The following is a 19,898-nucleotide window of genomic DNA, read 5'->3' as shown; positions in this document are numbered from 1 at the left end:
CGGCATCGCGTCGCGGGCATGGAGCGAGACAGCCGGGCTGTCCCGCCCGCTTATCGACAACGGAACCAGCAGCGCACGTCGCGGACGAGGTAATCATGTTTGTAGCCATCGGATGGATCGTCGTGATCGGGTCGGTGATCGGCAGTTTTGTCGGCGTGGGCGGCCATTTGCCTGCCTTGCTGCAGCCGTTCGAGCTGCTGTGCATTTTCGGCGCCGCGCTGGGCGCGTTCGTCGTCAGCAATCCCGTCACGACGCTGAAGAAGACCATCAAGACCCTGCCGACCTGCTTCAAGGGCGGCGGCTATACGAAACAGCAGTACGTCGAACTGATCGCGCTGCTGTACGAGCTGCTGCACAAGGCGCGCAAGGACGGCATGATGGCGCTCGAGGCCGACGTCGATGCGCCCGAACAAAGCCCGCTGTTCCAGAAATATTCGCATGTGCTCGCCGACCATCACCTGCTCGACTTCATCGTCGATTACCTGCGGATGATGTCGAGCGGCAACGTGAACGTGCTGGAGATGCAGGACCTGATGGATGAAGAGCTGCATACGCATCATGCGGAGGCGTCGGTCGCGGCCAACGCCATCCAGAAGATGGCCGACGGCCTGCCGGCGTTCGGCATCGTCGCCGCGGTGATGGGTGTCGTGCATACGATGGGCTCGGTCGGCGCGCCGCCCGCCGTGCTCGGCAAGATGATCGCCGGCGCGCTCGTCGGCACCTTCCTCGGCATCCTGCTCTCCTATGGCTTCATCGGTCCGCTCGCGGATCTGCTCAACGCGAAAGGCCGTGCCGCGGCCAAGCCGTTCCAGTGCGTGAAGGCCGTGCTGCTCGCGTCGATGAGCGGCTACGCGCCGTCGGTTGCGGTGGAGTTCGGCCGCAAGGTGCTGTTCACCGCCGATCGCCCGAGCTTCAAGGAGCTCGACGACGCCGTCCGCGCGACCAAGTCGCCCAAGGCGGCATAACGGATACGCGAGGAAACGGAACACGCCATGGCCGACCATCGCTCCAGTTCGTCGAAGCAGCCCGCCTCGGCATCGCGCGTCGTCGTGCGCCGCAAGAAAGGCGGCGACCATGACGCCCACCACGGCGGTGCATGGAAAATCGCGTACGCCGATTTCGTCACGGCGATGATGGCGTTCTTCCTGCTGATGTGGCTGCTCGGCTCCGTCTCGAAGTATGACAAACAAGGAATCGAGGACTACTTCAATACGCCGCTGTCGACGCTCCTGTCCGGCGGGAAAGACGCCCAGGCGCCGCGCCCGAGCGTCGTGCAGGGTGGCGGCCGCGACCTGTCGGACCCCGCGCCGGCCATCGACACGAAAGCGCAACCGGTGCCGGCCAGCTCGCCCGCAGCCGTCGCCGACAACGCCGATACGCAAAAACTCGAGCGCCTGAAGGCAAAGCTGACCGCGGCGATCGCACGGAGTCCGTCGTTGCGCGCCTACCAGGACCAGATCCGGATCGCGATCACCCACGAGGGCCTGCGCATCGAGATCGTCGATTCGCTCAAGCGGCCGATGTTCGCGTCGGGCAGTTCGCAGCCGGAAAGCTATGCGACCGCGATCCTCGCGCAAGTCGGCGCGGCGCTCGACGAGGTCGACAACCGCGTGTCGATCGCCGGCCATACCGATTCGACGCCCTATCCCGGCGGCCCGACCGGCTATTCGAACTGGGAGTTGTCCAGCGATCGCGCGAACGCCGCGCGGCGCGCGCTGGTCGCCGGCGGGTTGCGGGAAGCGAAGCTGCTGCAGGTGCGCGGGCTCGCGGATGTGCTGCCGCTCGACCGGAACGTGTCGGACGAGCCGACCAATCGCCGCATCAGCATCCTCGTCATGAACAATGCCGCCGAGCAGGCGTTCTTTCGCGACGGTGGCCGCACGACCGTCGGCGAGACGCCCGGCATCGTGCCTGCCGTCCGCCCGTGACGCGCGCGCGGCCGCAGCCGGCGACGGTCAACCGATGAGCGCGGCCGTTCAGGCCGTTGACGACATCCTGCCTTGCGGCACGGTGTCGTCTTTTTTGAAGTGATGCGGGTCAGCCCAAATATTGCTTGTATTCAGTAGCCCCGATATCTCGCCTCACTCTCGACGCTGGATTCGCCTGCACCCTCGTGGAGCCCGCATTTGAGAACAGAACGTCTTCGACATATCGACGCAACTGGATAACTCTCAGCACGATCTCAATCATCTGATCAATCTCATCGACGTTTCCTGCTATCCGCAGTCACTATTGTTGCTTGCATCCGCGGCAACCATCACCTATCACTCAAACTGCACGATGACAAAGAAATTCAAATCAGCTATATACAAAATGGGCGCGTTCGGGGGTAGCCATGTTCATCAAAAAACTGACGGTCGCTCTGGCCGCAATGCTCCTATGTCCGCTCGCATGTGCGCAAGGGCTCCAAACCCGTGTCACTTGGATGGAACATTGTCCAAGTGAACCGCGCGTCAGCGACACAGGTAATCGCATGTTTCCAATCGCGGCTGCGCTCATCCCCTATGCCATTGGTGCCAGTATCGATTATGCCAGTGCGGCCCTTACGAAGGCGGTGAGCGACAAAGCGGAAACCAGTTCTGCAAGTATCGATGACCACCTTTACGAGATCGATGTAACTGGTGGACTGTATTCATCAAAAAAAATTCGATGTCTTGTGGTCGTTCGAGGTGTCTTTGAGGGCTCGAAAAGTGCCCCCGAATTCGGCATCTGGGCCGTTGGAGATCTGGCCGGCTTGCAAACCCCGTACTTCAGGTTCGAAGCAAAATTAATTAACAGCGACAACGACAAAGGCGTGTATCGACTACAGCCAATTTATGTAGAAAGTCTCAGAGTGGAAAGCCGCTCTATCTTTTCTGCTTCAAAACGTGACTACAACGTTTCGGTGTCACTGACTCAGTTTTCGTCGTCCGCTCCGTTCGCATCTGCGACATTCACCATGACCGTCGAGTCGCCTGGTCCTGACGGAAAACTCGGCGCAGCAGCGCTCAGCCGACTCGTCAGCGGCCCAATATCGCTTCCATCGTCGTTTCCCGATATCACAGCGGAACGCAAGCAACGTGAAAAAAAGGCTGCACGGGAAATCATGGCCGCCACCATCCTCGATGCCGACTGGCAATCGAGACGCGCCAAACCGGAACCCCGGCCCGACGAGTTCTCTCGTCCTGAAGTACAGCAAATACTGCGCAAATATTGCACCGATATTCAGAGCAAGAACAAGACCCTTCCGGCCGATCATAAATACTACGATGAAAGATGTATTCACGATCTTGCAGCAGAAAGCGCTCGTCTCGACATCGCGACAGACAACGCCCTGATCAGTCGGGAATCAGTAGCATGGGCGGCTCAAATCTGCCCGAACTACCGCGTGACGGCCGACAACCGTCTAACTGGGTGCAATCTGACCGACAAACGTACACCTGTCGGTTTGTTTCTCTCCAACGTAACCTTGACGGAAACTCGTCATGGCGCCGAGTGGGCAAAAGTATTCGCGAAGGCCATCGACGACTCCAAGGAAACGCTCAAAACCTCCGCCAAGTCGCTGCTTCCGTCGGAACAGGAAAAGGCTCGCCAGACTGCCCAAGATATCGCTCGGCAAAACGCGCAAGGGGTCATGCTCGCCGATCTGGCAGTTCAAGGTGCGCAAGACTCACTAGATGAGCTTTTGGCTGCTAATGCGCCGCGCTCCGAAGTTGCGACAGCGAGAATCGGATTACTCAAAGCCAAGATCAGCCGCAACGATGCGTATCGCAAGGCGGGGCTCCCTGTTCCCGATCCAGAAATTGGCTAATTGCAATAGATATCCGGGGATATTACTCATGAACGTGAGACACGTTATTCCAACTGTATACATCGGCCTGACAATATTTTCCGCTATCAATACATGCCGCGCCGACGACAACAAGGAAATCGTTCAAACACCGATTGTCGGCCAAGGGTTTGTCGATGCACAGCAAAAGGCAGCAAGCGCGGCGAACGCTTATGCGTCCATACTCGCAAAAAAGGGAACACCAACCTTCACTACTGAGCTTCGTAAGGCACTAGCGCTTGCCTATCCGACGAGTATTCTGTCGTCACCCAAAGCGATGAACGAAATTTCCAGCTACCTCCGAAACAACTCGAAAGACTTGTCGGAAGCAACCGCGCAGCAGTTGCACTCGTCGATCGTCGATATCGTCGGGGGCACTCCCGTCGACGGTGGAGAGCGACCGATACCCTCCCGCCTACCAACCAAAACCGATAGCGATCCACGATTCACCCGCAATCTCCTAGTCTTGCTAAGCGAATCTCGCGATCGCGTCTACGGCGGGCTCCCAACCAAACAATTCGTGAATACGGTCGCCCTCACGGGTAAAGGACTATGCACCGGCGTTGTGATCGGCAAAAGCGCTGTCCTGACCGCGCAGCACTGCATATGTGACGGCGCAACTGAATCTGTGTTCGTCGGAGCCGATATGCTCGGCAATGGTGACGAATATAGAGTCAAGTCCACGGCTGTCATGAAAACGTGCGGCTCACCGCGAGCGACCATGGCCGATGTTGGCCTCGTCTTCATGGAGAATGCTTTTCCGGATGGGATCGAACCGACCAGGATCGCCGCGCCAGCTGAAATTAATAATGCGACGACGCTGCGAGCCGTCGGCTTCGGGCGTACGGAAGACAATGTCACCGGTCGCAAGATGATGGTTGATCTTCCGGTCGCGTCGCCGGATTGCACCGGTGTCGTTCAAGGACCAAGCGGCCGCGCAAGCGACACGTCCTATTACGGTTGTAATGCCCATTTCGAACTGGTTGCGGGACACCCCTTGCTTGGCAGGGATACATGCAACGGCGACAGCGGCGGCCCTCTGTTTGTAGAAAGCAAAGACGCGATCACCGGCGCCAAAACCTTTGTTCTGGCTGCCATTACTTCGCGGGCGATCGAAACACCCGGCTTGGCTGCTTGTGGTGACGGTGGAATTTACGTTCGCCTCGACGGTGCTATCCGGTCCTGGATCGATACACAACTGAAATCCCTCACCGACGGAACGCGCTAATCAACACCGAAGTCTTCCGCTTTCTCGATTCACGCGTCGCTCGAACACGTCTCCTGGCTCTCAGCAGCTTCAGCGGTGCATTATCAGTCGGCCCCGCCATTGATATATCCAATAGAATATATCGATAACCGGAGACGCAGCACGCCTCACATTCCGACAGATCGCGTTCTACTACGCGCCACACACGACCAGCCACCTATGCGCAAGATCAGGGTACTCAAGCCGCTGTCGAGCGACACCCGGGCGCGGCAGGTCACGGATGTCGTCGACGCGTTCCGGCGCCTGCGCGGCAGCATCGTGCGTTTCATCCGGATGCTCTCCACCGCGCACACCGGCGCGATGCCGGACGAAGCGTTGTCGGCAATGGGCTTTCGTGAACTGCTAGCGACGCTCGAACGCGACGCACGCGACGCCCGCTTCACGCGCCTGCCCGACCTCGAACGCGCGATCGGCCACGCGCGCGGCCTCGAACGCACGCGCGACGACGTGTTTTCCGATTCGTTCAGCAACGACCCGGCCGCGATGCGCGACGCGGTTGCCGCGCTCGAGCGCGTCGACGTGCTGTTCGTCGGGCTGTGCGTCGAATCCGTGATGGCGCGCCACGCGCCGGCATCGCTCCCCCTTTCGCCCGCGGCGCCGGCCGCGCTACCGCAACCCTGCCGTCCGGCGCTGTCCTGCTGACCATCCCCCGCATCGCCCGATGGTTTCCCCGGAATTGTTCCCGTTATATTCCGTGGTATATTTCGAAAATCTTTCGCGCATCCGTCTCCGGTCCGATCGTGCCGGATAGAGGTCAACATGCACGCTCCGCCCTTTCGCCTGGCCCGCACGGCGGATCTCCCGTCGTCCGGCGGCCTTCCGTCCACGGCCACCGGCGCGCGGATCGACGCGTGCTGTGCGCCGTCCCGCGCGCAACAGGCCGAGTTGAAGCGCCGCGCGCGCCTGTCCGAACTCGATGCGAACCTGCACTGCTCGATCATCGGCACCTGCCTGACCACGCACGAACTGCGCAAGCTCGTGCCGAAGTTCACCGACCTCGACCGGCAGCGTGCGACCGACCTCGACATCCATCACGCGGCCGTCGCGCTCGCGATCGACGGCACGGCCGGCGCCAAGGCGTTGCACAAGGCGCTCGACGAACGCCATGCGGGCGCGATACGCGCGTTCGACAACGCAAAGGACGCGGACGAACTGCTCACGCGCTGGAAGGAAGCGCTCAAGCGCGGCGACATTCCGCCCGCGTACTGGGCACTGATGACGCATCCGCGCACGACGATGGGCGTGCGCCAGGCCGCATTCGGCGACCTGCACATGCTGTCGCACCTGGTCGGCGCGGCCAATCGTGCCGATATCCGGCGGCTGGTCGCGCTGGAGGAAGAGAACGCGGCATTGCATGCGAAGCTCGAACGGCAGCAGGCACGCCTGCACGAGATGAGCACGCAGCGCGACGCAGCACTGCAGGAACGGGACGCGCTCCACGCCCGCCACCACGCGCGGCCGCTGGCCGCCGAAAGCGCGTTGCGCGACGAAGTGCACGAACTGCGCGAGGCGCTGGCCGCGCGCGACGAACGGCTTGCGCTGCACACGAGCCGCCGCGAGGCCGCCGAGGAGCGGATCGCCGCGGAACAGGCGAGCGCCCGCGCGATGCGCGCGCGGCTCGACGACCTGACGGCGATGGTGAAGACGCTGCGCGCGGAGGCGAGCGCGATCGAACAGGCGGTGCAGGCGTCGGCGGCCGACCCGGCGACGAATGCGCTGTCGATGCTGCAGGGCAGGCGCGTCGTCTACGTCGGCGGGCGGCCCGGTTCGAACCGGGCGATCCGGCGGATCGTCGAGGCGTCGGGCGGCGAAGTGACGCTGCACGACGGCGGCGTCGAGGATCGCAAGGGCCTGCTGGCCGCCGCGCTGCCGGGCGCGCAGATGGTCGTCTTCCCGGTCGACTGCATCGATCACGATTCGATGAACCTGCTCAAGCGTATCTGCGAACGCCACCACATCGCGTACTACCCGTTGCGGACCGCCAGCGTCGCGAGCTTCGTCGAATTGATCGGTCGGCTCGATGCACGGGCACGCGACGTCATCGCGCCGGATGGCGCCGCGAGCGACCCGTCACGCTTCTGCCTGCGGCACGGGTAGGCCAGCGCCGGCACAACGCACCCGTCAGCGACGCACCATTTTCGTGAGCGCGGCGATGTCGTCCGCGCACGCCGCGTAAGCGCGCGCCTCGATCCCGCGATAAAGGCGGATGATCTCCTCGCCGACCGGCGTCAGCACGCTGCCGCCGCCGCTCTGCCCGCCATGCTCGGACACCGTCGCGGGCGATTTCAGCGAACGGTTCAGTTCGTCCATCAGCAGCCACGCGCGCCGGTACGACATTTTCAGGCTGCGCGCCGCCGCCGAAATCGAACCGTGCTCGCGCACCGCCTCGAGCAGCGCGACCTTGCCCGGGCCGAGCGCGATCGTGTCGGCCTGCTGGATACGCATCCTGAACCGCACCTCAGGCTTGGGGTGTGCCGAAGTCTTCATGTTGTCCGCCGAGTGATCGATGCGGGCAAGCATACACGATGGCCTGCACGGAAAACGCCGCCCGGCCCCCGGCAGGCGCGCGACGATGCCGGCGAGCCGCTTCACGCAGCGCGGCGCGGGCAGCCGGTCGGCGCCCGGGAACGGCGGCGGCGCGCCGTCGTCGGCCGACAGCGGTCCGGGTGCAAACGGCGCGCCCCATGGACGGTAGACGGCAGCCGATCGCCCCTGCCCGCGGGCGCTATGCCAGCACGACGTTCCCGACGGCCTTCCTGATGCGCTTGTAGCTGTCGACCGATTCCGCCTTCTGGTCGGTCACCAGCGTGCCGATCCGAGCGGGCTCACAGAAGCTGATCCGGCTGTTCGTGCCGAGCTTGCTGAAATCGGCCAGGATCGCCACGTCCGCCGCGTTGCTCACCATCGCGCGCGCCACCTCGGTTTCCATCCGGTCGTAGTTCGTCGCGCCGCGAACGGCATCGACGCCCACCGGCGACAGCAGCGCGAGATCGGCGCGGTAGCGGAAGATCTCGGCGACCGTGCCGTCGCCGACCGTCGCGGCCGCGCGGCTGCCAATCATCCCGCCGAGCAGGATCGTTTCGTTCCTGCCTTGCGCCGGGTCGCTCGAGCGCATCTTCAGCGCGACGTCGATCGAGTTCGTGACGATCGTGAGGCCCGACAACTTCGCCAGTTCCTCGGCCAGCAGCGTGGTGGTCGTGCCGGCGTCGATGAACAGCGTCTGCGAGCCCGTGACGAGCCGCGCGGCCGCGCGCGCGATCGCCAGCTTCGCCTTCACGTGCGTCTGCGCGCGCTCGGCGATCGGCGCTTCGTCGCCGACCTGCACCGCGCCGCCGTGCACACGCTTCAGTTCACCGAGCGCCTCGAGGTCGACGAGATCGCGGCGCACGGTTTCGCGCGACACGTTCAGGTCGGCCATGATTCGGTCGGTGGACACGCGCTGCATCTTCGATAACAGAAGCCGGATCCTCTGGTATCGCTCTTCTTGCCACATGTAATGTCCTCGGAAAAGTCTGTCAATCTTATTCGAACGGCCGTCTACCCGGCGCTTTCTTCCATTTTTTTGACGCCGACGAGGGTCTGCAGCGATTGACGGACCACCTGGAATTCGCGGCTCGTCATCTTCGAGAACACCACGTGGATGCGGTCGTCGTCGGGTGTCTCGTCGTCCTGCTCGATGATGAACTGGACGATGCGCGCCTGGTCGATGCCGGGCATCGACTGCAGCGACGTCAGTTTCACGGCGCCTCGGCTCGCGAGGATGCGCACGCCCCAGCGCTGCCGCGCGGCGAAAAAGCGCTTCTCGATCGGCTTCAGCCCGGCCAGGATCGCCAGCACGATCGCCGTCGCGGCGATCGCGGCCACGTACATGCCGCCGCCCACCGCCAGTCCGACCGCCGCGACGACCCACAGGCTCGCCGCGGTCGTCAGCCCGCGGATGATCTCGCCGCGCAACATGATCGACCCCGCGCCGAGAAAACCGATACCCGATACGACCTGCGCGGCGACCCGCGACGGGTCGAGCGACACGTTCTTCGCCTCCTGGATATCCGCGAAGCCGAACGCCGACACGATCATCACCAGCGCGGCGCCCACGGCCACCAGCATATGCGTGCGCAACCCGGCCGCCCATGACAGACGCTCGCGCTCGATGCCGACGATGCTGCCGAGCAGGGCCGCCAGCAACAGGCGGGAAACGATTTCCAGCTGACTGATCATTCGAACACTCCTTCCTGACGGATTCACTTGATGACGCACGGACCGCACGGACCGCTGCGCGGCTCGCCCCGGCTTCGCCCGGCCGCCTTCGCGTTCGCCGGGTTGTATTTTTGTGCAATCTTGCGATTTTGTGCGTTCTAATATACGGTACGCAAAACGACAAAGCCAGACCCAGGTTCGTTTGTTTCATCCGATCCACACGATCAATCGTCAGACCAATCAGGTAACACGATCCGAAACACTTGCTTAGGAGACCATCATGATCAAGAAAGCATGGATGCTGGCTGCGACGCTGCTGGCGGCATTTTTAACGGCACCCGCTCATGCGTCCGAGGGCGATACCTGCAGGAAGGTGACCCTCGGCGATGTGGGCTGGAGCGACATCGCGGCCACCACCGGCGTCGCGATGATGCTCCTGGACGGGCTCGGCTACGAGGCAACCAAGACGATCGCGTCGCCGCCGATCGTGCTGGCCGGCGTGAAGAAGGCGCAGATCGATGCGTTCCTCGGCTACTGGGATCCGAGCATGACGCCGACCGTGAAGCCGTTCGTCGATGCCGGCGCCGTGCACCTGCTGCCGCAACCCAACCTGGTCGGCGCGCGCTACACGCTGGCCGTGCCGCAGTATGCGTCGGACAAGGGCCTCAGGAGCTTCGCCGACATCGCCAGATTCCGCGACCAGCTCGACGGCAAGATCTACGGGATCGGCGCCGGCAACAACGGCAATGCACTGGTCCAGCGGATGATCGACAGGAACGAATTCGGGCTCGGCGGCTTCAAGCTGGTCGAATCGAGCGAGGCCGGGATGCTCGTCCAGGTCACGCGCGCGGTGCAGGAACACCGGATGATCGTGTTCCTCGGCTGGGAGCCGCATCCGATGAACATCAACTACAAGATCGCGTATCTCGACGGCGGCGACACCGTGTTCGGTCCGAACTACGGCTCGGCGAAGGTCTACACGCTCGTCACGCCCGGCTATCTCGAACGCTGCCCGAACGTCGGCCGGCTGCTGACCAACCTGAAATTCACGACCGACGAGGAAAACCAGCTGATGGTGTCGATCATGAATCACGCCGATCCGGTCGCGGTCGCGAAGGAATGGGCGAAGAAGAACCCGGGCGTGCTGTCGAAGTGGCTCGACGGCGTCACGACCATCGACGGGAAAAACGCCAGGGACGCGATCGAGAAGCTCATCGGCGCGTAAATACGCCATACAGGGAAAGGCCCATGCACAAGAATCTCGCGCTGTTCGACCTCGATCACACGCTGCTGCCGCTCGACAGCGACCAGGCCTGGAGCCGCTTCATCACGCGGGTCGGCTGGCAGGAGGACGACGCGCACACGGCGCTGATCGACGAGCACTACGGCCACTATGCGGCCGGCACGCTCGACATGGATGCGTATCTCGCCGTGACGCTCGCGCCGCTCACGCGCTACTCGCGCGCGCAGCTCGAACGGTGGCATGCGCAGTTCATGGACGAGGTGATCCGGCCGGCGATTACACCGGAGGCGCGCGCGCTGGTCGACCGGCATCGCGAGAACGGCGATCTCTGCTGCATCGTGACGGCGACCAACGTCTTCGTCACGCGGCCGATCGCGGCCGAGTTCGGGATCGAGCACCTGCTCGGCATCGAGCTCGATACCGACGACGGCACGCCGGCCGGGCGGTTCACCGGGCGCAGCATCGGCGTGCCGAGTTTCCGGGAAGGCAAGATCGTGCGCACGGCGGCATGGCTGAAATCGCTCGGCTACCTGCCGTCCGATTTCGAACGGACCTACTTCTACAGCGATTCGATCAACGACGTGCCGCTGCTCGACTACGTCACGCATCCGGTCGCGACCAATCCCGACTCGAAGCTTTCCCAGGTCGCCGGCAAACGCGGCTGGCCTGTCATGAAGTTGTTCTGATTCGGGCGATATTCTCTGCTGTCCATTTTCATGTCTGGAGGGGAAATGAAATACGGAGCACGCAGCAACCATCCCGATCAATCAGGAATCCGATTCGAATCGGATCGAAATCAAGTCGTCCCGCCTCGCCCCGCGGAAAGCCGTATTCCGCACTGGCGCGGCGTTTTCATGATCGCGCTGCTGTGCGCGCTGGCCGCCTGCGGCGACGGCGACCCGGGCGCGGCGGGCACTGTCGCCGCCGCGCGCGCGTCGGCACCGGGTTCGGCGTCCGCGCCGGTCCTGCACTGCGCAAGCGCGTGCCATTGACCGGCCCCGGCCCCACCCGCCATCCAGGACAAGGAGCGATCATGCAAAACAAACCCACGACACGACGTCAGTTCCTCGCCGATGCGCTGAAGCTCGCCGGCGCCACCGCGGTGACGGGCATGCTGCCCGAAAGCATCCTGCGCGCACAATCGATTCCGGCCGCCACCGTCACCGGCACGATCCAGGACGTCAAGCACGTCGTCATCCTGATGCAGGAAAACCGGTCGTTCGACCACTATCTCGGCACGCTGCGCGGCGCGCGCGGCTTCGGCGATCCGCGGCCGGTCGTGATTTCCAGCGGCTACCCGGTCTGGCGCCAGCCATCGACGCTGTCCTACGTGTTCCCGTTCAACCCGTCGCCGCCCGTTTCCGGCGTCGCGAACGGCGACACGTACTACGGCGACCTCGATCACAGCTGGAGCGGCACGCACAGCGCATGGAACAACGGCCGCTACGACAACTGGGTCGCCGCGAAGACCAGCGGCACGATGTACTACTTCACGCAGAACGACATCCCGTTCTACTACGCGCTGGCCAGCGCGTTCACCGTGTGCGACGCGTACCACTGCTCGATGCTCGGCCCGACCGACCCGAACCGCCTGTATCTGTGGACCGGCTGCTGCGGCAACGTCGCCGGCTATTCGCCGTACACGACGAACACGATGACCGGCACCGGCTGGACCACGATGCCGGAACGCCTGAACACGGCCGGCGTCACGTGGAAGTTCTACCAGGACAAGGGCAACGGCCTCGATGCCGGCCACGGCTACGGCGAATACGACGGGTCGAGCAAGGATCTCTGGTGGAACGGCAACTACGGCGACAACGTCATCCTGAACTTCAAGCAGTACCAGAACCTCGGCGCGAATGATCCGCTCGCGCCGGCGCTCGACGGCACGCAGATCGACCCGACCGGCGGCGGCACGGAGTACGACACCCGTCTGTTCAGTCAACTGCGGGCCGACGTCGCGAACGGCACGCTGCCGCAGGTATCGTGGATCGCCGCGCCCTATGCGTATTGCGAACACCCGTCGTGGGCCGCGAGCGGCGGCGAATGGTATGTCAGCAACGTGCTCAACGCGCTGACGTCGAATCCGGCGGTGTGGGCCAGCACCGTGCTGCTCGTGATGTACGACGAGAACGACGGCCTGTTCGACCACGTGCCACCGGCCGTCCCGTCGAGCGCCGCCGCCGGCACCGGCCGGTCGACGGTCTCGACGGCCGCGGAATTCGTCGCCGGCAGCGGCGCCGCATCGGACGGCGCCGCGAGCGGCGATGTCCCGATCGGGCTGGGCCCGCGCGTGCCGATGTTCGTGATCTCGCCGTGGTCGAAAGGCGGCAAGGTCAACTCGCAGGTCTTCGATCACACGTCGGTGATCCGTTTTCTGGAAGCGCGCTTCGGGCTGCAGGAGACCAACATCACGCCGTGGCGCCGCACGGTGTGCGGCGATCTCACGTCGGCGTTCGACTTCGCGAATCCCGACCAGACGATTCCGGCGATTCCGGCGGCGGCCAGCAACATGGACCCGAACGGCTCGACGGTGCTGATTCCGCCGGCCACCACCACGGCGGTTCCGGCGCAAACGGCCGGCCGCAACACCGCGTGCCGGCTGCCGTACGAGTTCTTCGTCCAGGGCCGCGTCAACCGCTCCGGCAAGACGCTCGCGCTAACGATGACCAACACGGGTGCAGCCGGCGTGCACCTGCAGGCATGGGTCGACGGCACGAGCACGACGCCGCGGCAGTACACGATCGGCGCCGGCACCGGCGCGTGCCTCACGGATTCGCTCCCGCTGAATTCGGCGGGCGGCTACGACTATTCGATCTACGGCCCGAACGGGTTCCTGCAGACGTTCCGCGGCACCATCGGCGCAGCGGGGAACGCGGGATCGACCGGCGAAGTGTCGCTCTGCTACGACGTACAGAACGGCAACGTGCAGATCACGCTCGACAATTCGGCCGGTTCGAGCACGACGACGTTCCAGCTCGTCGACAATGCGTACGGGATGAACCGCGCGCAGTCGGTCAGCGTACCGGCCGGTGCGACGCAGGCCGTCACGTGGTACGGCGACGCCGGCTGGTACGACGCGAGCATCCGCGACGCGAACGATCCGAACTTCCTGCGCCGTATCGCCGGCTGCGTGCAGACGCAATCCGGCACGTTGCTGACGGATTCGGCGATCGGCAATACGAACGGGAAATTCGTCGCGGCGCTGGCGTCGCAGGGGTCGTCGTACGCCACGCTGCGGTTCGACTACGTCGTGCCGCCGTGGCGCCACAGCCCGAAGAACTGGGTCGGCATCTATCCGCGCGGCGCGCAACCGACCCGGGGCGGCTACAAGTCGTGGGCGTACCTGCCCAAGAGCACCGGCTCGCTGCTGTTCTCGTCGACCGCGAACAGCACGCTTGCCTCGGGCCAGTACGACGCGTGGCTGCTGTTCGACGACGGCTATACGCCGCTGGCAGGCCCCATCGCGATCAGCATCTGAGGTCGCGGCCGTTTCGTCGTCGCTTCAACGTTCCGGCCGGCGCGCGTGCATGACGCGCGCCGCGGCAAAAACGGGTGACGCAGGCCGATCCGCGTTGCGCCGGCGATGCAGGTCAGCCTCTCTTCCGGCATTCGTGGAGCAGTGGACGACGCGATGCTTGACGGCGCCAAGACCGTCAAACTGTTTGACGGAACATGTCGAGTTGTTCAAAACGGTAAACAATCATTCGGTTTCCTGTCGTCTTTCATCCGCCGACGATCGACTGCCGTCGAGAATGGGAGACACGACGCGCGGCGGTCGTCATCGCACCGGCAGCAACGCCGTGACGACGCCGAAATCCAGCATAATCAGGCGGGCACACAGCCGTGTCTGTACCGGTTTCGCATGCAGCGAATGGTGCAGATGCAGAAAACGAAGAACGGGAACGGGCGCGATTCGATGCACATCGGTGCACCGGCGATCGCGCCACCAACGAGACCACACCCTCCGCCGAAGACAGGACACCGACATATGGACCGAGCCGAGCACATCAGCATCGAACCGGCGATCTCGCTTGCCGCCGACGAGCTGGAGCAATGCGACTTCTCGTTCGACATCGCATGGGAGCTGAATGCGCCGTATCAGGATTTGCTCGACCTGCGCGCGTTGCCCGCGCGCCGCAAAAACTACGGGTTCGATCCGGCCGGCTGGGCCGATGAAGCGTCGGGCAAGACAGCGCTCTTTCGCGCGACCGCCGGCGGGCGGTTCGCCGGGTTCGTCGCGGTCGCCGAGCGCTGGAACGGCATGGCCGAAATCGCCGAACTGGCCGTCGACCGCGAGCATCGGCGCCTCGGTATCGGGCAATTCCTGCTGGCGGCCGCGGAAGCCTGGGCGCGCCATCACGGGTTCGGCTTCATGCGGCTGGAAACGCAGGCGAACAACGTCGCGGCCTGCTCCACTTATGCGCGCGCGGGCTTTACGCTCGGCGGCCACGACCGCTTCCTGTATGCAGGCGGCGAGAACGCCGGGGAAGTCGCGCTGTTCTGGTACAAGGACCTGCGCGACGGGCAGACCGCACGGAGCCGCACGGTCGATCCCGCATCGGTGCGGCCGGTGCGCTGATGCCCCGCCGCCCGTCACGTCATGGCCGGGTTACTTCCGAGTCGCCACGATGAACAGGCGCGGGAACGGCAGCAGCACGGTGCCGTCGTCGAGTACCGGATAACCGTCCGGCCCGGCGATCGCGTCGCGATAACGCGCGAGGAACGCGCGCTGCTCGGCATCGTCGAGCGCGGCAAGGAACGGCCGCAGCGCACTGCCCTTGAACCATTCGACGACCGCGTCCGCACCGCCGCGCAGCGGGTGATAGTAGGTCGTGCGCCACACATCCACGCGCGAACACAGCGGCGACAGCAGCGCATGGTAGTAGCGCGCATCGAACCGCTCGGTACGCGCCGCCCCTTTCAGCTTGTCGGCCCACGGCCTGGCCGCGGCGACCTCGCGCATCAGCCGGTGTGCGGGCTCGTCGAGGTTGTCCGGCATCTGCACCGCGAGATGGCCGCCCGGCGCGAGCCGGCCGACGAGCATCGGGAACAGCGTGTCGTGCGCGGGCACCCACTGCAGCACCGCGTTCGACAGGATCAGGTCATAGCCGCCCGGATCGTCCCACGTGGCGACATCGGCAAGATCGAACCGCAACGCCGGCAGCCGCTTGCGCGCGGCCGCGATCATGTCCGCCGATGCGTCGATCCCGTGGATCGTCGCGTCCGGCGCGCGTGCCATCAGCGCCTCGGTCGAATTGCCGGGCCCGCAGCCGACGTCGATCGCGGTACGGATCGGCGTCTTCGGCACGGCGGCCAGCAGGTCGCGCACCGGCCGCGTGCGTTCGTCCTCGAACCGCACGTACTGGTTCGCGTATTGATCGAGTGGGGTCGTCACGATGATTCTCCTTGTGGGCGGAGGCGGCATGCGCGCCGGGATCCGGGCAGCCGCCGATCCAGCGCATTCTGCGACCGTATCCGACCTTCAGTAAAATGAATTTAATATCGTTATTGATTCAAAATTCTGATGAAGATCGATACGCTCGGTGTCCAGGCCTTCGTCGCGATCGCCGACGGCGGCAGCTTCCGGCAGGCGGCCGACACGCTGCACGTCACGCAAACGGCGATCACGCAGCGGCTGCGCAAGCTCGAATCCTATCTCGGCGTCGCGCTGGTCGAGCGCACGACGCGCCGCACCACGCTGACCGAGATCGGCCGGCGCTTTCTGCCGCAAGCGCGCCGGCTGCTGAACGAGTTGTCCGACGCGCTGACCGAAATTCGCGAGACGGGCCTGAGCCAGCGCGGCGACGTCACGATCGCGTGCGTGCCGACGGTCGGCGTGCAATACCTGCCGCGCATCCTGCGCGCGTTCTCCGGGCATCGCCCGCACGATCGCGTGAAGATCCTCGACCATGCGTCGGCGTCGGTGCTGCAGGCCGTGCTGCGGCGCGAAGCCGAATTCGGCATCAGCATCGCCGGCGACCAGCATCCCGAACTTGTCAGCGTGCCGCTCACGCACGATCCCTACGTGCTCGTGTGCCGCGACGATCATCCGCTCGCGAGGCGCCGGCGCATCCGCTGGGCGGCGCTGCAGCCGCATCCGCTGATCTTCGCCGGCGAGGTGAGCGGCAATCGCGGGCTGCTCGAAGGCGCGCTGAAGACGAGCGGCGTGTCGCTGCATTCGTTCTACGAAGTGCAGCGCAGTTCGACGGCGCTCGGGCTCGTCGCGGAAGGGCTCGGTGCGGCCGTCGTGCCGAAACTCGCGATCCAGAAGAACGCGTATCCGATGATCCGCACGATCGAGCTCGTCGAGCCGTCGGTGTCGCGCACGCTCGTGCTCGTCACGCGCAAGAGCGCGCAACTGTCGCCGGCCGCGCGTGCGCTCTACGACATGATCGTCGAGCGGGCCGCGCCGGGGCGGTAACGCGCGCCATGCGGGCGTTGCCTGTGCCGGCCGGTCGTCCGCGATGTCGGCAGGCGTCAGGAAGTAGCCCGCACCGCCACGCAGCGCTCAAAGCACCTTGACCATGAACACGCGCGCCGCGCCTTCGGGATCGCAAGGCACTTCGCCGAACGTCTCGTAGCCCTGCTTCCGGTAGAAGTCCGGTGCCTGGAACGAGATCGTGTACAGCACCGCACGCGCGCAGCCGCGCCGCTTCGCCTCCGCTTCGGCCTCGCGCAGCAGCCGGCTGCCGAATCCGCCGCCGCGCAGCGATTCGGGCAGGTAGAACAGGTCGATGAAAAAGAGGCCGAGCGACGTGCGGCCCGTCAGGCCGCCCAATATCTCGCCGGTCGCGGGATCGGTCACGTAGACGTCGAGCGCGGCCGAGTCGGCGCGCCCCGTCATCGCATGGTTGAATTCGCCGAGCTTGCGGCTGATGAAATGGCGGGCGGCCGGTTGTTCGGTATCGGTCAGTTGCAGGGTGACGTCGGCAGGGGTAGTCATCGGGCGAACGCGTGCGTGAATGAAGCCGCCGGGTGCGCGGTACCCGCGGCGGGCGTCGCATGACTATAGCGCGCCGCCACACGCTCACGCCACCGAGAACGCCGCCTTTCGGGCGGCCGTGCGGTGCCGCTCGCGCGTCCGCTGCACCCTCGGCGGCCGGCGCACGTCGGGCGCATGCGGCACCGCTGCCGCCGCGCCGCGCAAACGTCAGAACGGCTTGGTCGGCAGGTACTTGCCGTCGAGCGTGATCACCGCACGCGAACCGCCTTCGGGATCGTCGACCTTCTTCACGTCGAGCCGGAAGTTGATCGCGCTGATGATGCCGTCGCCGAACTTCTCGTGGACGAGCGCCTTCAGCGTCGTGCCGTACACCTGCAGCATTTCGTAGAAACGGTAGATCGTCGGGTCGGTCGGCACGCGATCGTCGATGCTGCCGCGCAGCGGGATCGTCTGCAGCAGCAGTACCGCATCGTCGTCGAGGCCGAGCTTGTCGGCGACCACGCGCGCCGCATCGGCCGGCAGCGCATGCTGGCCGAGCAGCGCGGCGGTGACGAACGCTTCGCTCAGGCCCGTGCCTTCGGTGAGCTGGGCGAACGACAGGTTCTTGCGCGCTTTCGCGAGCACGACGGTTTCCGCAAGCGCGTGGCGGGCAGTCTGGCTGTGCTGGGACTGGATCATGGCAATTCCTCGTGGTGGGGTGGGAGCAATCCGGATTCAGGCCGCGGCGGCAAGCGTCGCGGGAGTCGCGCGGACACCGGGGTGGTCCGCGAGGGACACGAACCGGCCGGCCGCGCCGTCGTAGGCGTCGATACAGCCCGATTCGATGTCGTAGACCCAGCCGTGCAGCGCGAGACGTCCTTCTTCGAGCGCGAGCCGCACGGCGGGGTGCGTCTTCAGGTTGGCGAGTTGCGCGACGACGTTCTCGCGCACCATCGAGTCGATCCGCTCGCGTTCGCTGCGGTGCGGACGCGCCTCGTTCACGACGCGCGCCGAATCGGCATAGCGCAGCCAGTGGCCGACGGCCGGCATGTGGTCCATGCACTGACAGGTCGCGATCGCGGTCATCGCGCCGCAATCCGAATGACCGCAGATCACGACGTCGGTCACGCGCAGCGCGGCAACCGCATATTCGACCGACGCCGACACGCCGCCCGGCTCGGGGCCGTACGACGGCACGATGTTGCCGGCGTTGCGGATCACGAACAGGTCGCCCGGTTCGCGCTGCGTGACGAGCTCCGGCACGAGCCGGCTGTCCGAGCACGAGATGAACAGCGCACGCGGGTGCTGGCTGCGCGCGAGATCGCGGAACAGCGCGGCGCGTTCCGGATACGCGTCACGCTGGAACTTCAGGAAGCCTTCGATGATGTCCTTCATCGCGTGTTCTCCGGTGCAGGTGGAATCGATGAAGGGCAGGTTACGCCGCGCTTCCAATAACGTAAAAGACTGATTTATGATCAATCGGATAAGTACGCCTTATAGGAATCGCCATGCTGCTGCGCCATATCAACTACTTCCTGGCCGTCGCCGAGCACCGCAGCTTCACGCGCGCGGCCGCCGCGCTGCACGTGTCGCAGCCCGCGCTGTCGCAGCAGATCCGCCAGCTCGAGGAGACGCTCGGCGCGCAACTGTTCGACCGCACCGGGCGCGTCACGCGGCTGACCGATGCCGGCGACGTGTATTTCCGCTACGCACGGCAGGCGCTGCACGACCTCGCTGAAGGCCGGCGCGCGATTCACGACGTGCAGGATCTCAGCCGCGGTTCGCTGCGGATCGCGGTCACGCCGACCTTCACGAGCTATCTCGTCGGGCCGCTCGTCGAGGCGTTCCACGGCCGCTATCCGGACGTGATGCTGTCGGTGCGCGAGCTGTCGCAGGAGCGTATCGAAACGCTGCTCGTCGACGACGAGCTCGACGTCGGCATCGCATTCGAGGACGTGCAGTCGGCGGATATCGCAGTAGAGACACTGCTGGTCGAAACACTCGCGCTCGTCGTGAGCCGTCGGCATGCACTCGCGGGAAAACGCAAGGCCGGCCAGCGCGCGCTGCACGACGCGTCGCTCGTGTTGCTCACCGCGGAGTTCGCGACGCGCGTGCAGATCGACCGCTATTTCCGCGAGCACGATGTGCAGCCGCGCGTGCTGATGGAGGCGAATTCGCTGGGTGCGGTGATCGAGATCGTGCGCCGCACGAACCTCGCAACGCTGCTGCCCGCGACGATCGCGACGGGGCATGACGATCTCGTCGCCGTCGCGCTCGATCCGGCCGTCCTGCGGCGCACGGCCGTGCTGCTGCAGCGCAAGGGCGCGTACCGGAGCGCGGCCGCGCGTGCGTTCGTCGAGCTGGCGCTCGCGCTGGGGGCGGGGCCGACCAACCGCACGCGGTAGCATGGCCGCCGCGCGCGGTCGCCGGCGGCCGGCGGGCCGATCGCGTGTGACGC

At 65.0% G+C, this 19,898-nt stretch carries 20 protein-coding genes; 13 read left to right on the top strand and 7 right to left on the bottom strand.

Going from position 1 to position 19,898, the window contains the following annotated elements; genetic code table 11:
* Window positions 1-95 precede the first annotated feature (95 nt).
* The 6 genes from motA (at window position 96) to WJ12_RS22105 (ending at window position 7,172) form a co-directional block, all read left to right on the top strand.
* Window positions 96-965 carry a flagellar motor stator protein MotA gene (gene motA / locus WJ12_RS22120; protein WP_034188508.1) on the top strand — a complete coding sequence of 290 codons (870 nt, stop codon included), beginning with the start codon at window positions 96-98 and terminating at the stop codon, window positions 963-965.
* A gap of 27 nt (window positions 966-992) precedes the next feature.
* Window positions 993-1,928 carry a flagellar motor protein MotB gene (motB, locus tag WJ12_RS22115; RefSeq protein ID WP_034188509.1) on the top strand — a complete coding sequence of 312 codons (936 nt, stop codon included), beginning with the start codon at window positions 993-995 and terminating at the stop codon, window positions 1,926-1,928.
* Between the two features lie 407 nt (window positions 1,929-2,335).
* Window positions 2,336-3,790 (top strand): hypothetical protein, encoded by a 1,455-nt coding sequence (locus WJ12_RS36470; RefSeq protein WP_167361895.1) that lies wholly within the window; start codon window positions 2,336-2,338, stop codon window positions 3,788-3,790.
* A 28-nt stretch (window positions 3,791-3,818) separates the two neighbouring features.
* A complete protein-coding gene (locus WJ12_RS35135; protein WP_167361894.1) occupies window positions 3,819-5,036 on the top strand; it encodes a S1 family peptidase in 1,218 nt (405 codons plus the stop codon).
* A gap of 198 nt (window positions 5,037-5,234) precedes the next feature.
* A complete protein-coding gene (locus WJ12_RS22110; protein WP_059559912.1) occupies window positions 5,235-5,717 on the top strand; it encodes a hypothetical protein in 483 nt (160 codons plus the stop codon).
* Window positions 5,718-5,834: 117 nt separating this feature from the next.
* On the top strand, window positions 5,835-7,172 hold the full coding sequence (locus WJ12_RS22105; protein ID WP_059559916.1) for a DUF2325 domain-containing protein: 1,338 nt from the start codon (window positions 5,835-5,837) through the stop codon (window positions 7,170-7,172).
* 24 nt (window positions 7,173-7,196) lie between these two features.
* On the opposite strand, the gene WJ12_RS22100 is transcribed toward WJ12_RS22105, so the two are convergent.
* The 3 genes from WJ12_RS22100 to WJ12_RS22090 form a co-directional block, all read right to left on the bottom strand.
* Window positions 7,197-7,520: a winged helix-turn-helix domain-containing protein gene (locus tag WJ12_RS22100; RefSeq protein WP_034188511.1), complete on the bottom strand. Its 324-nt coding sequence runs from the start codon at window positions 7,518-7,520 to the stop codon at window positions 7,197-7,199.
* Between the two features lie 280 nt (window positions 7,521-7,800).
* Window positions 7,801-8,568, bottom strand: a complete 768-nt coding sequence (locus tag WJ12_RS22095; RefSeq protein WP_034188512.1) for a DeoR/GlpR family DNA-binding transcription regulator — start codon at window positions 8,566-8,568, stop codon at window positions 7,801-7,803.
* 44 nt (window positions 8,569-8,612) lie between these two features.
* Window positions 8,613-9,293: an MgtC/SapB family protein gene (locus WJ12_RS22090; protein WP_034188513.1), complete on the bottom strand. Its 681-nt coding sequence runs from the start codon at window positions 9,291-9,293 to the stop codon at window positions 8,613-8,615.
* Window positions 9,294-9,552: 259 nt separating this feature from the next.
* On the opposite strand from WJ12_RS22090, the gene WJ12_RS22085 reads away from it, so the two are divergent.
* The 5 genes from WJ12_RS22085 to WJ12_RS37135 all read left to right on the top strand — a co-directional run bounded on the left by WJ12_RS22085 (window position 9,553) and on the right by WJ12_RS37135 (window position 15,097).
* Entirely contained in the window at window positions 9,553-10,497 is a 945-nt protein-coding gene (locus WJ12_RS22085; RefSeq protein ID WP_059559919.1) for a choline ABC transporter substrate-binding protein, read from the top strand.
* Between the two features lie 23 nt (window positions 10,498-10,520).
* On the top strand, window positions 10,521-11,201 hold the full coding sequence (locus WJ12_RS22080; RefSeq protein WP_034188515.1) for an HAD family hydrolase: 681 nt from the start codon (window positions 10,521-10,523) through the stop codon (window positions 11,199-11,201).
* A 168-nt stretch (window positions 11,202-11,369) separates the two neighbouring features.
* Window positions 11,370-11,507 (top strand): hypothetical protein, encoded by a 138-nt coding sequence (locus WJ12_RS36875; RefSeq protein ID WP_226103870.1) that lies wholly within the window; start codon window positions 11,370-11,372, stop codon window positions 11,505-11,507.
* A gap of 41 nt (window positions 11,508-11,548) precedes the next feature.
* On the top strand, window positions 11,549-13,996 hold the full coding sequence (locus tag WJ12_RS22070) for a phosphocholine-specific phospholipase C (RefSeq protein WP_069245819.1): 2,448 nt from the start codon (window positions 11,549-11,551) through the stop codon (window positions 13,994-13,996).
* 510 nt (window positions 13,997-14,506) lie between these two features.
* Window positions 14,507-15,097 carry a GNAT family N-acetyltransferase gene (locus tag WJ12_RS37135; protein WP_034188518.1) on the top strand — a complete coding sequence of 197 codons (591 nt, stop codon included), beginning with the start codon at window positions 14,507-14,509 and terminating at the stop codon, window positions 15,095-15,097.
* Window positions 15,098-15,127: 30 nt separating this feature from the next.
* On the opposite strand, the gene tam is transcribed toward WJ12_RS37135, so the two are convergent.
* On the bottom strand, window positions 15,128-15,913 hold the full coding sequence (gene tam / locus WJ12_RS22060) for a trans-aconitate 2-methyltransferase (protein ID WP_059559925.1): 786 nt from the start codon (window positions 15,911-15,913) through the stop codon (window positions 15,128-15,130).
* Between the two features lie 129 nt (window positions 15,914-16,042).
* Here tam and WJ12_RS22055 point away from each other — a divergent pair, with 129 nt between their 5' ends.
* Window positions 16,043-16,939 carry a LysR family transcriptional regulator gene (locus WJ12_RS22055; RefSeq protein WP_034188520.1) on the top strand — a complete coding sequence of 299 codons (897 nt, stop codon included), beginning with the start codon at window positions 16,043-16,045 and terminating at the stop codon, window positions 16,937-16,939.
* Between the two features lie 87 nt (window positions 16,940-17,026).
* On the opposite strand, the gene WJ12_RS22050 is transcribed toward WJ12_RS22055, so the two are convergent.
* From WJ12_RS22050 to WJ12_RS22040, 3 genes are all read right to left on the bottom strand, one after another.
* The gene (locus WJ12_RS22050; RefSeq protein WP_049030422.1) at window positions 17,027-17,461 is read right to left on the bottom strand and encodes a GNAT family N-acetyltransferase; all 435 of its coding nucleotides are present in this window, start codon (window positions 17,459-17,461) and stop codon (window positions 17,027-17,029) included.
* Between the two features lie 207 nt (window positions 17,462-17,668).
* On the bottom strand, window positions 17,669-18,139 hold the full coding sequence (cynS, locus tag WJ12_RS22045) for a cyanase (protein WP_047901820.1): 471 nt from the start codon (window positions 18,137-18,139) through the stop codon (window positions 17,669-17,671).
* Between the two features lie 36 nt (window positions 18,140-18,175).
* Window positions 18,176-18,835, bottom strand: coding sequence for a carbonic anhydrase (locus tag WJ12_RS22040; protein ID WP_034188523.1), 660 nt, complete (start codon window positions 18,833-18,835; stop codon window positions 18,176-18,178).
* A 113-nt stretch (window positions 18,836-18,948) separates the two neighbouring features.
* Between WJ12_RS22040 and cynR the strand changes: the two genes are divergently transcribed.
* The gene (gene cynR, locus WJ12_RS22035; RefSeq protein WP_059559927.1) at window positions 18,949-19,845 is read left to right on the top strand and encodes a transcriptional regulator CynR; all 897 of its coding nucleotides are present in this window, start codon (window positions 18,949-18,951) and stop codon (window positions 19,843-19,845) included.
* The last annotated feature ends 53 nt before the right edge of the window (window positions 19,846-19,898 follow it).

The sequence above is a fragment of the Burkholderia seminalis genome (assembly GCF_001718535.1).
Classification (GTDB): Bacteria; Pseudomonadota; Gammaproteobacteria; order Burkholderiales; family Burkholderiaceae; genus Burkholderia; species Burkholderia seminalis.
The sequence above is the reverse complement of the archived record's forward strand: the minus strand, read 5'-3'. Positions and strand labels throughout refer to the sequence as shown.

Coding starts and splice junctions, on each gene's coding strand:
- motA (WP_034188508.1), top strand. CDS start 96: ATGTTTGTAGCCATCGGATGGATCGTCGTGATCGGGTCGGTGATCGGC.
- motB (WP_034188509.1), top strand. CDS start 993: ATGGCCGACCATCGCTCCAGTTCGTCGAAGCAGCCCGCCTCGGCATCG.
- WJ12_RS36470 (WP_167361895.1), top strand. CDS start 2,336: ATGTTCATCAAAAAACTGACGGTCGCTCTGGCCGCAATGCTCCTATGT.
- WJ12_RS35135 (WP_167361894.1), top strand. CDS start 3,819: ATGAACGTGAGACACGTTATTCCAACTGTATACATCGGCCTGACAATA.
- WJ12_RS22110 (WP_059559912.1), top strand. CDS start 5,235: ATGCGCAAGATCAGGGTACTCAAGCCGCTGTCGAGCGACACCCGGGCG.
- WJ12_RS22105 (WP_059559916.1), top strand. CDS start 5,835: ATGCACGCTCCGCCCTTTCGCCTGGCCCGCACGGCGGATCTCCCGTCG.
- WJ12_RS22100 (WP_034188511.1), bottom strand. CDS start 7,520: ATGCGTATCCAGCAGGCCGACACGATCGCGCTCGGCCCGGGCAAGGTC.
- WJ12_RS22095 (WP_034188512.1), bottom strand. CDS start 8,568: ATGTGGCAAGAAGAGCGATACCAGAGGATCCGGCTTCTGTTATCGAAG.
- WJ12_RS22090 (WP_034188513.1), bottom strand. CDS start 9,293: ATGATCAGTCAGCTGGAAATCGTTTCCCGCCTGTTGCTGGCGGCCCTG.
- WJ12_RS22085 (WP_059559919.1), top strand. CDS start 9,553: ATGATCAAGAAAGCATGGATGCTGGCTGCGACGCTGCTGGCGGCATTT.
- WJ12_RS22080 (WP_034188515.1), top strand. CDS start 10,521: ATGCACAAGAATCTCGCGCTGTTCGACCTCGATCACACGCTGCTGCCG.
- WJ12_RS36875 (WP_226103870.1), top strand. CDS start 11,370: ATGATCGCGCTGCTGTGCGCGCTGGCCGCCTGCGGCGACGGCGACCCG.
- WJ12_RS22070 (WP_069245819.1), top strand. CDS start 11,549: ATGCAAAACAAACCCACGACACGACGTCAGTTCCTCGCCGATGCGCTG.
- WJ12_RS37135 (WP_034188518.1), top strand. CDS start 14,507: ATGGACCGAGCCGAGCACATCAGCATCGAACCGGCGATCTCGCTTGCC.
- WJ12_RS22055 (WP_034188520.1), top strand. CDS start 16,043: ATGAAGATCGATACGCTCGGTGTCCAGGCCTTCGTCGCGATCGCCGAC.
- WJ12_RS22050 (WP_049030422.1), bottom strand. CDS start 17,461: ATGACTACCCCTGCCGACGTCACCCTGCAACTGACCGATACCGAACAA.
- cynS (WP_047901820.1), bottom strand. CDS start 18,139: ATGATCCAGTCCCAGCACAGCCAGACTGCCCGCCACGCGCTTGCGGAA.
- WJ12_RS22040 (WP_034188523.1), bottom strand. CDS start 18,835: ATGAAGGACATCATCGAAGGCTTCCTGAAGTTCCAGCGTGACGCGTAT.
- cynR (WP_059559927.1), top strand. CDS start 18,949: ATGCTGCTGCGCCATATCAACTACTTCCTGGCCGTCGCCGAGCACCGC.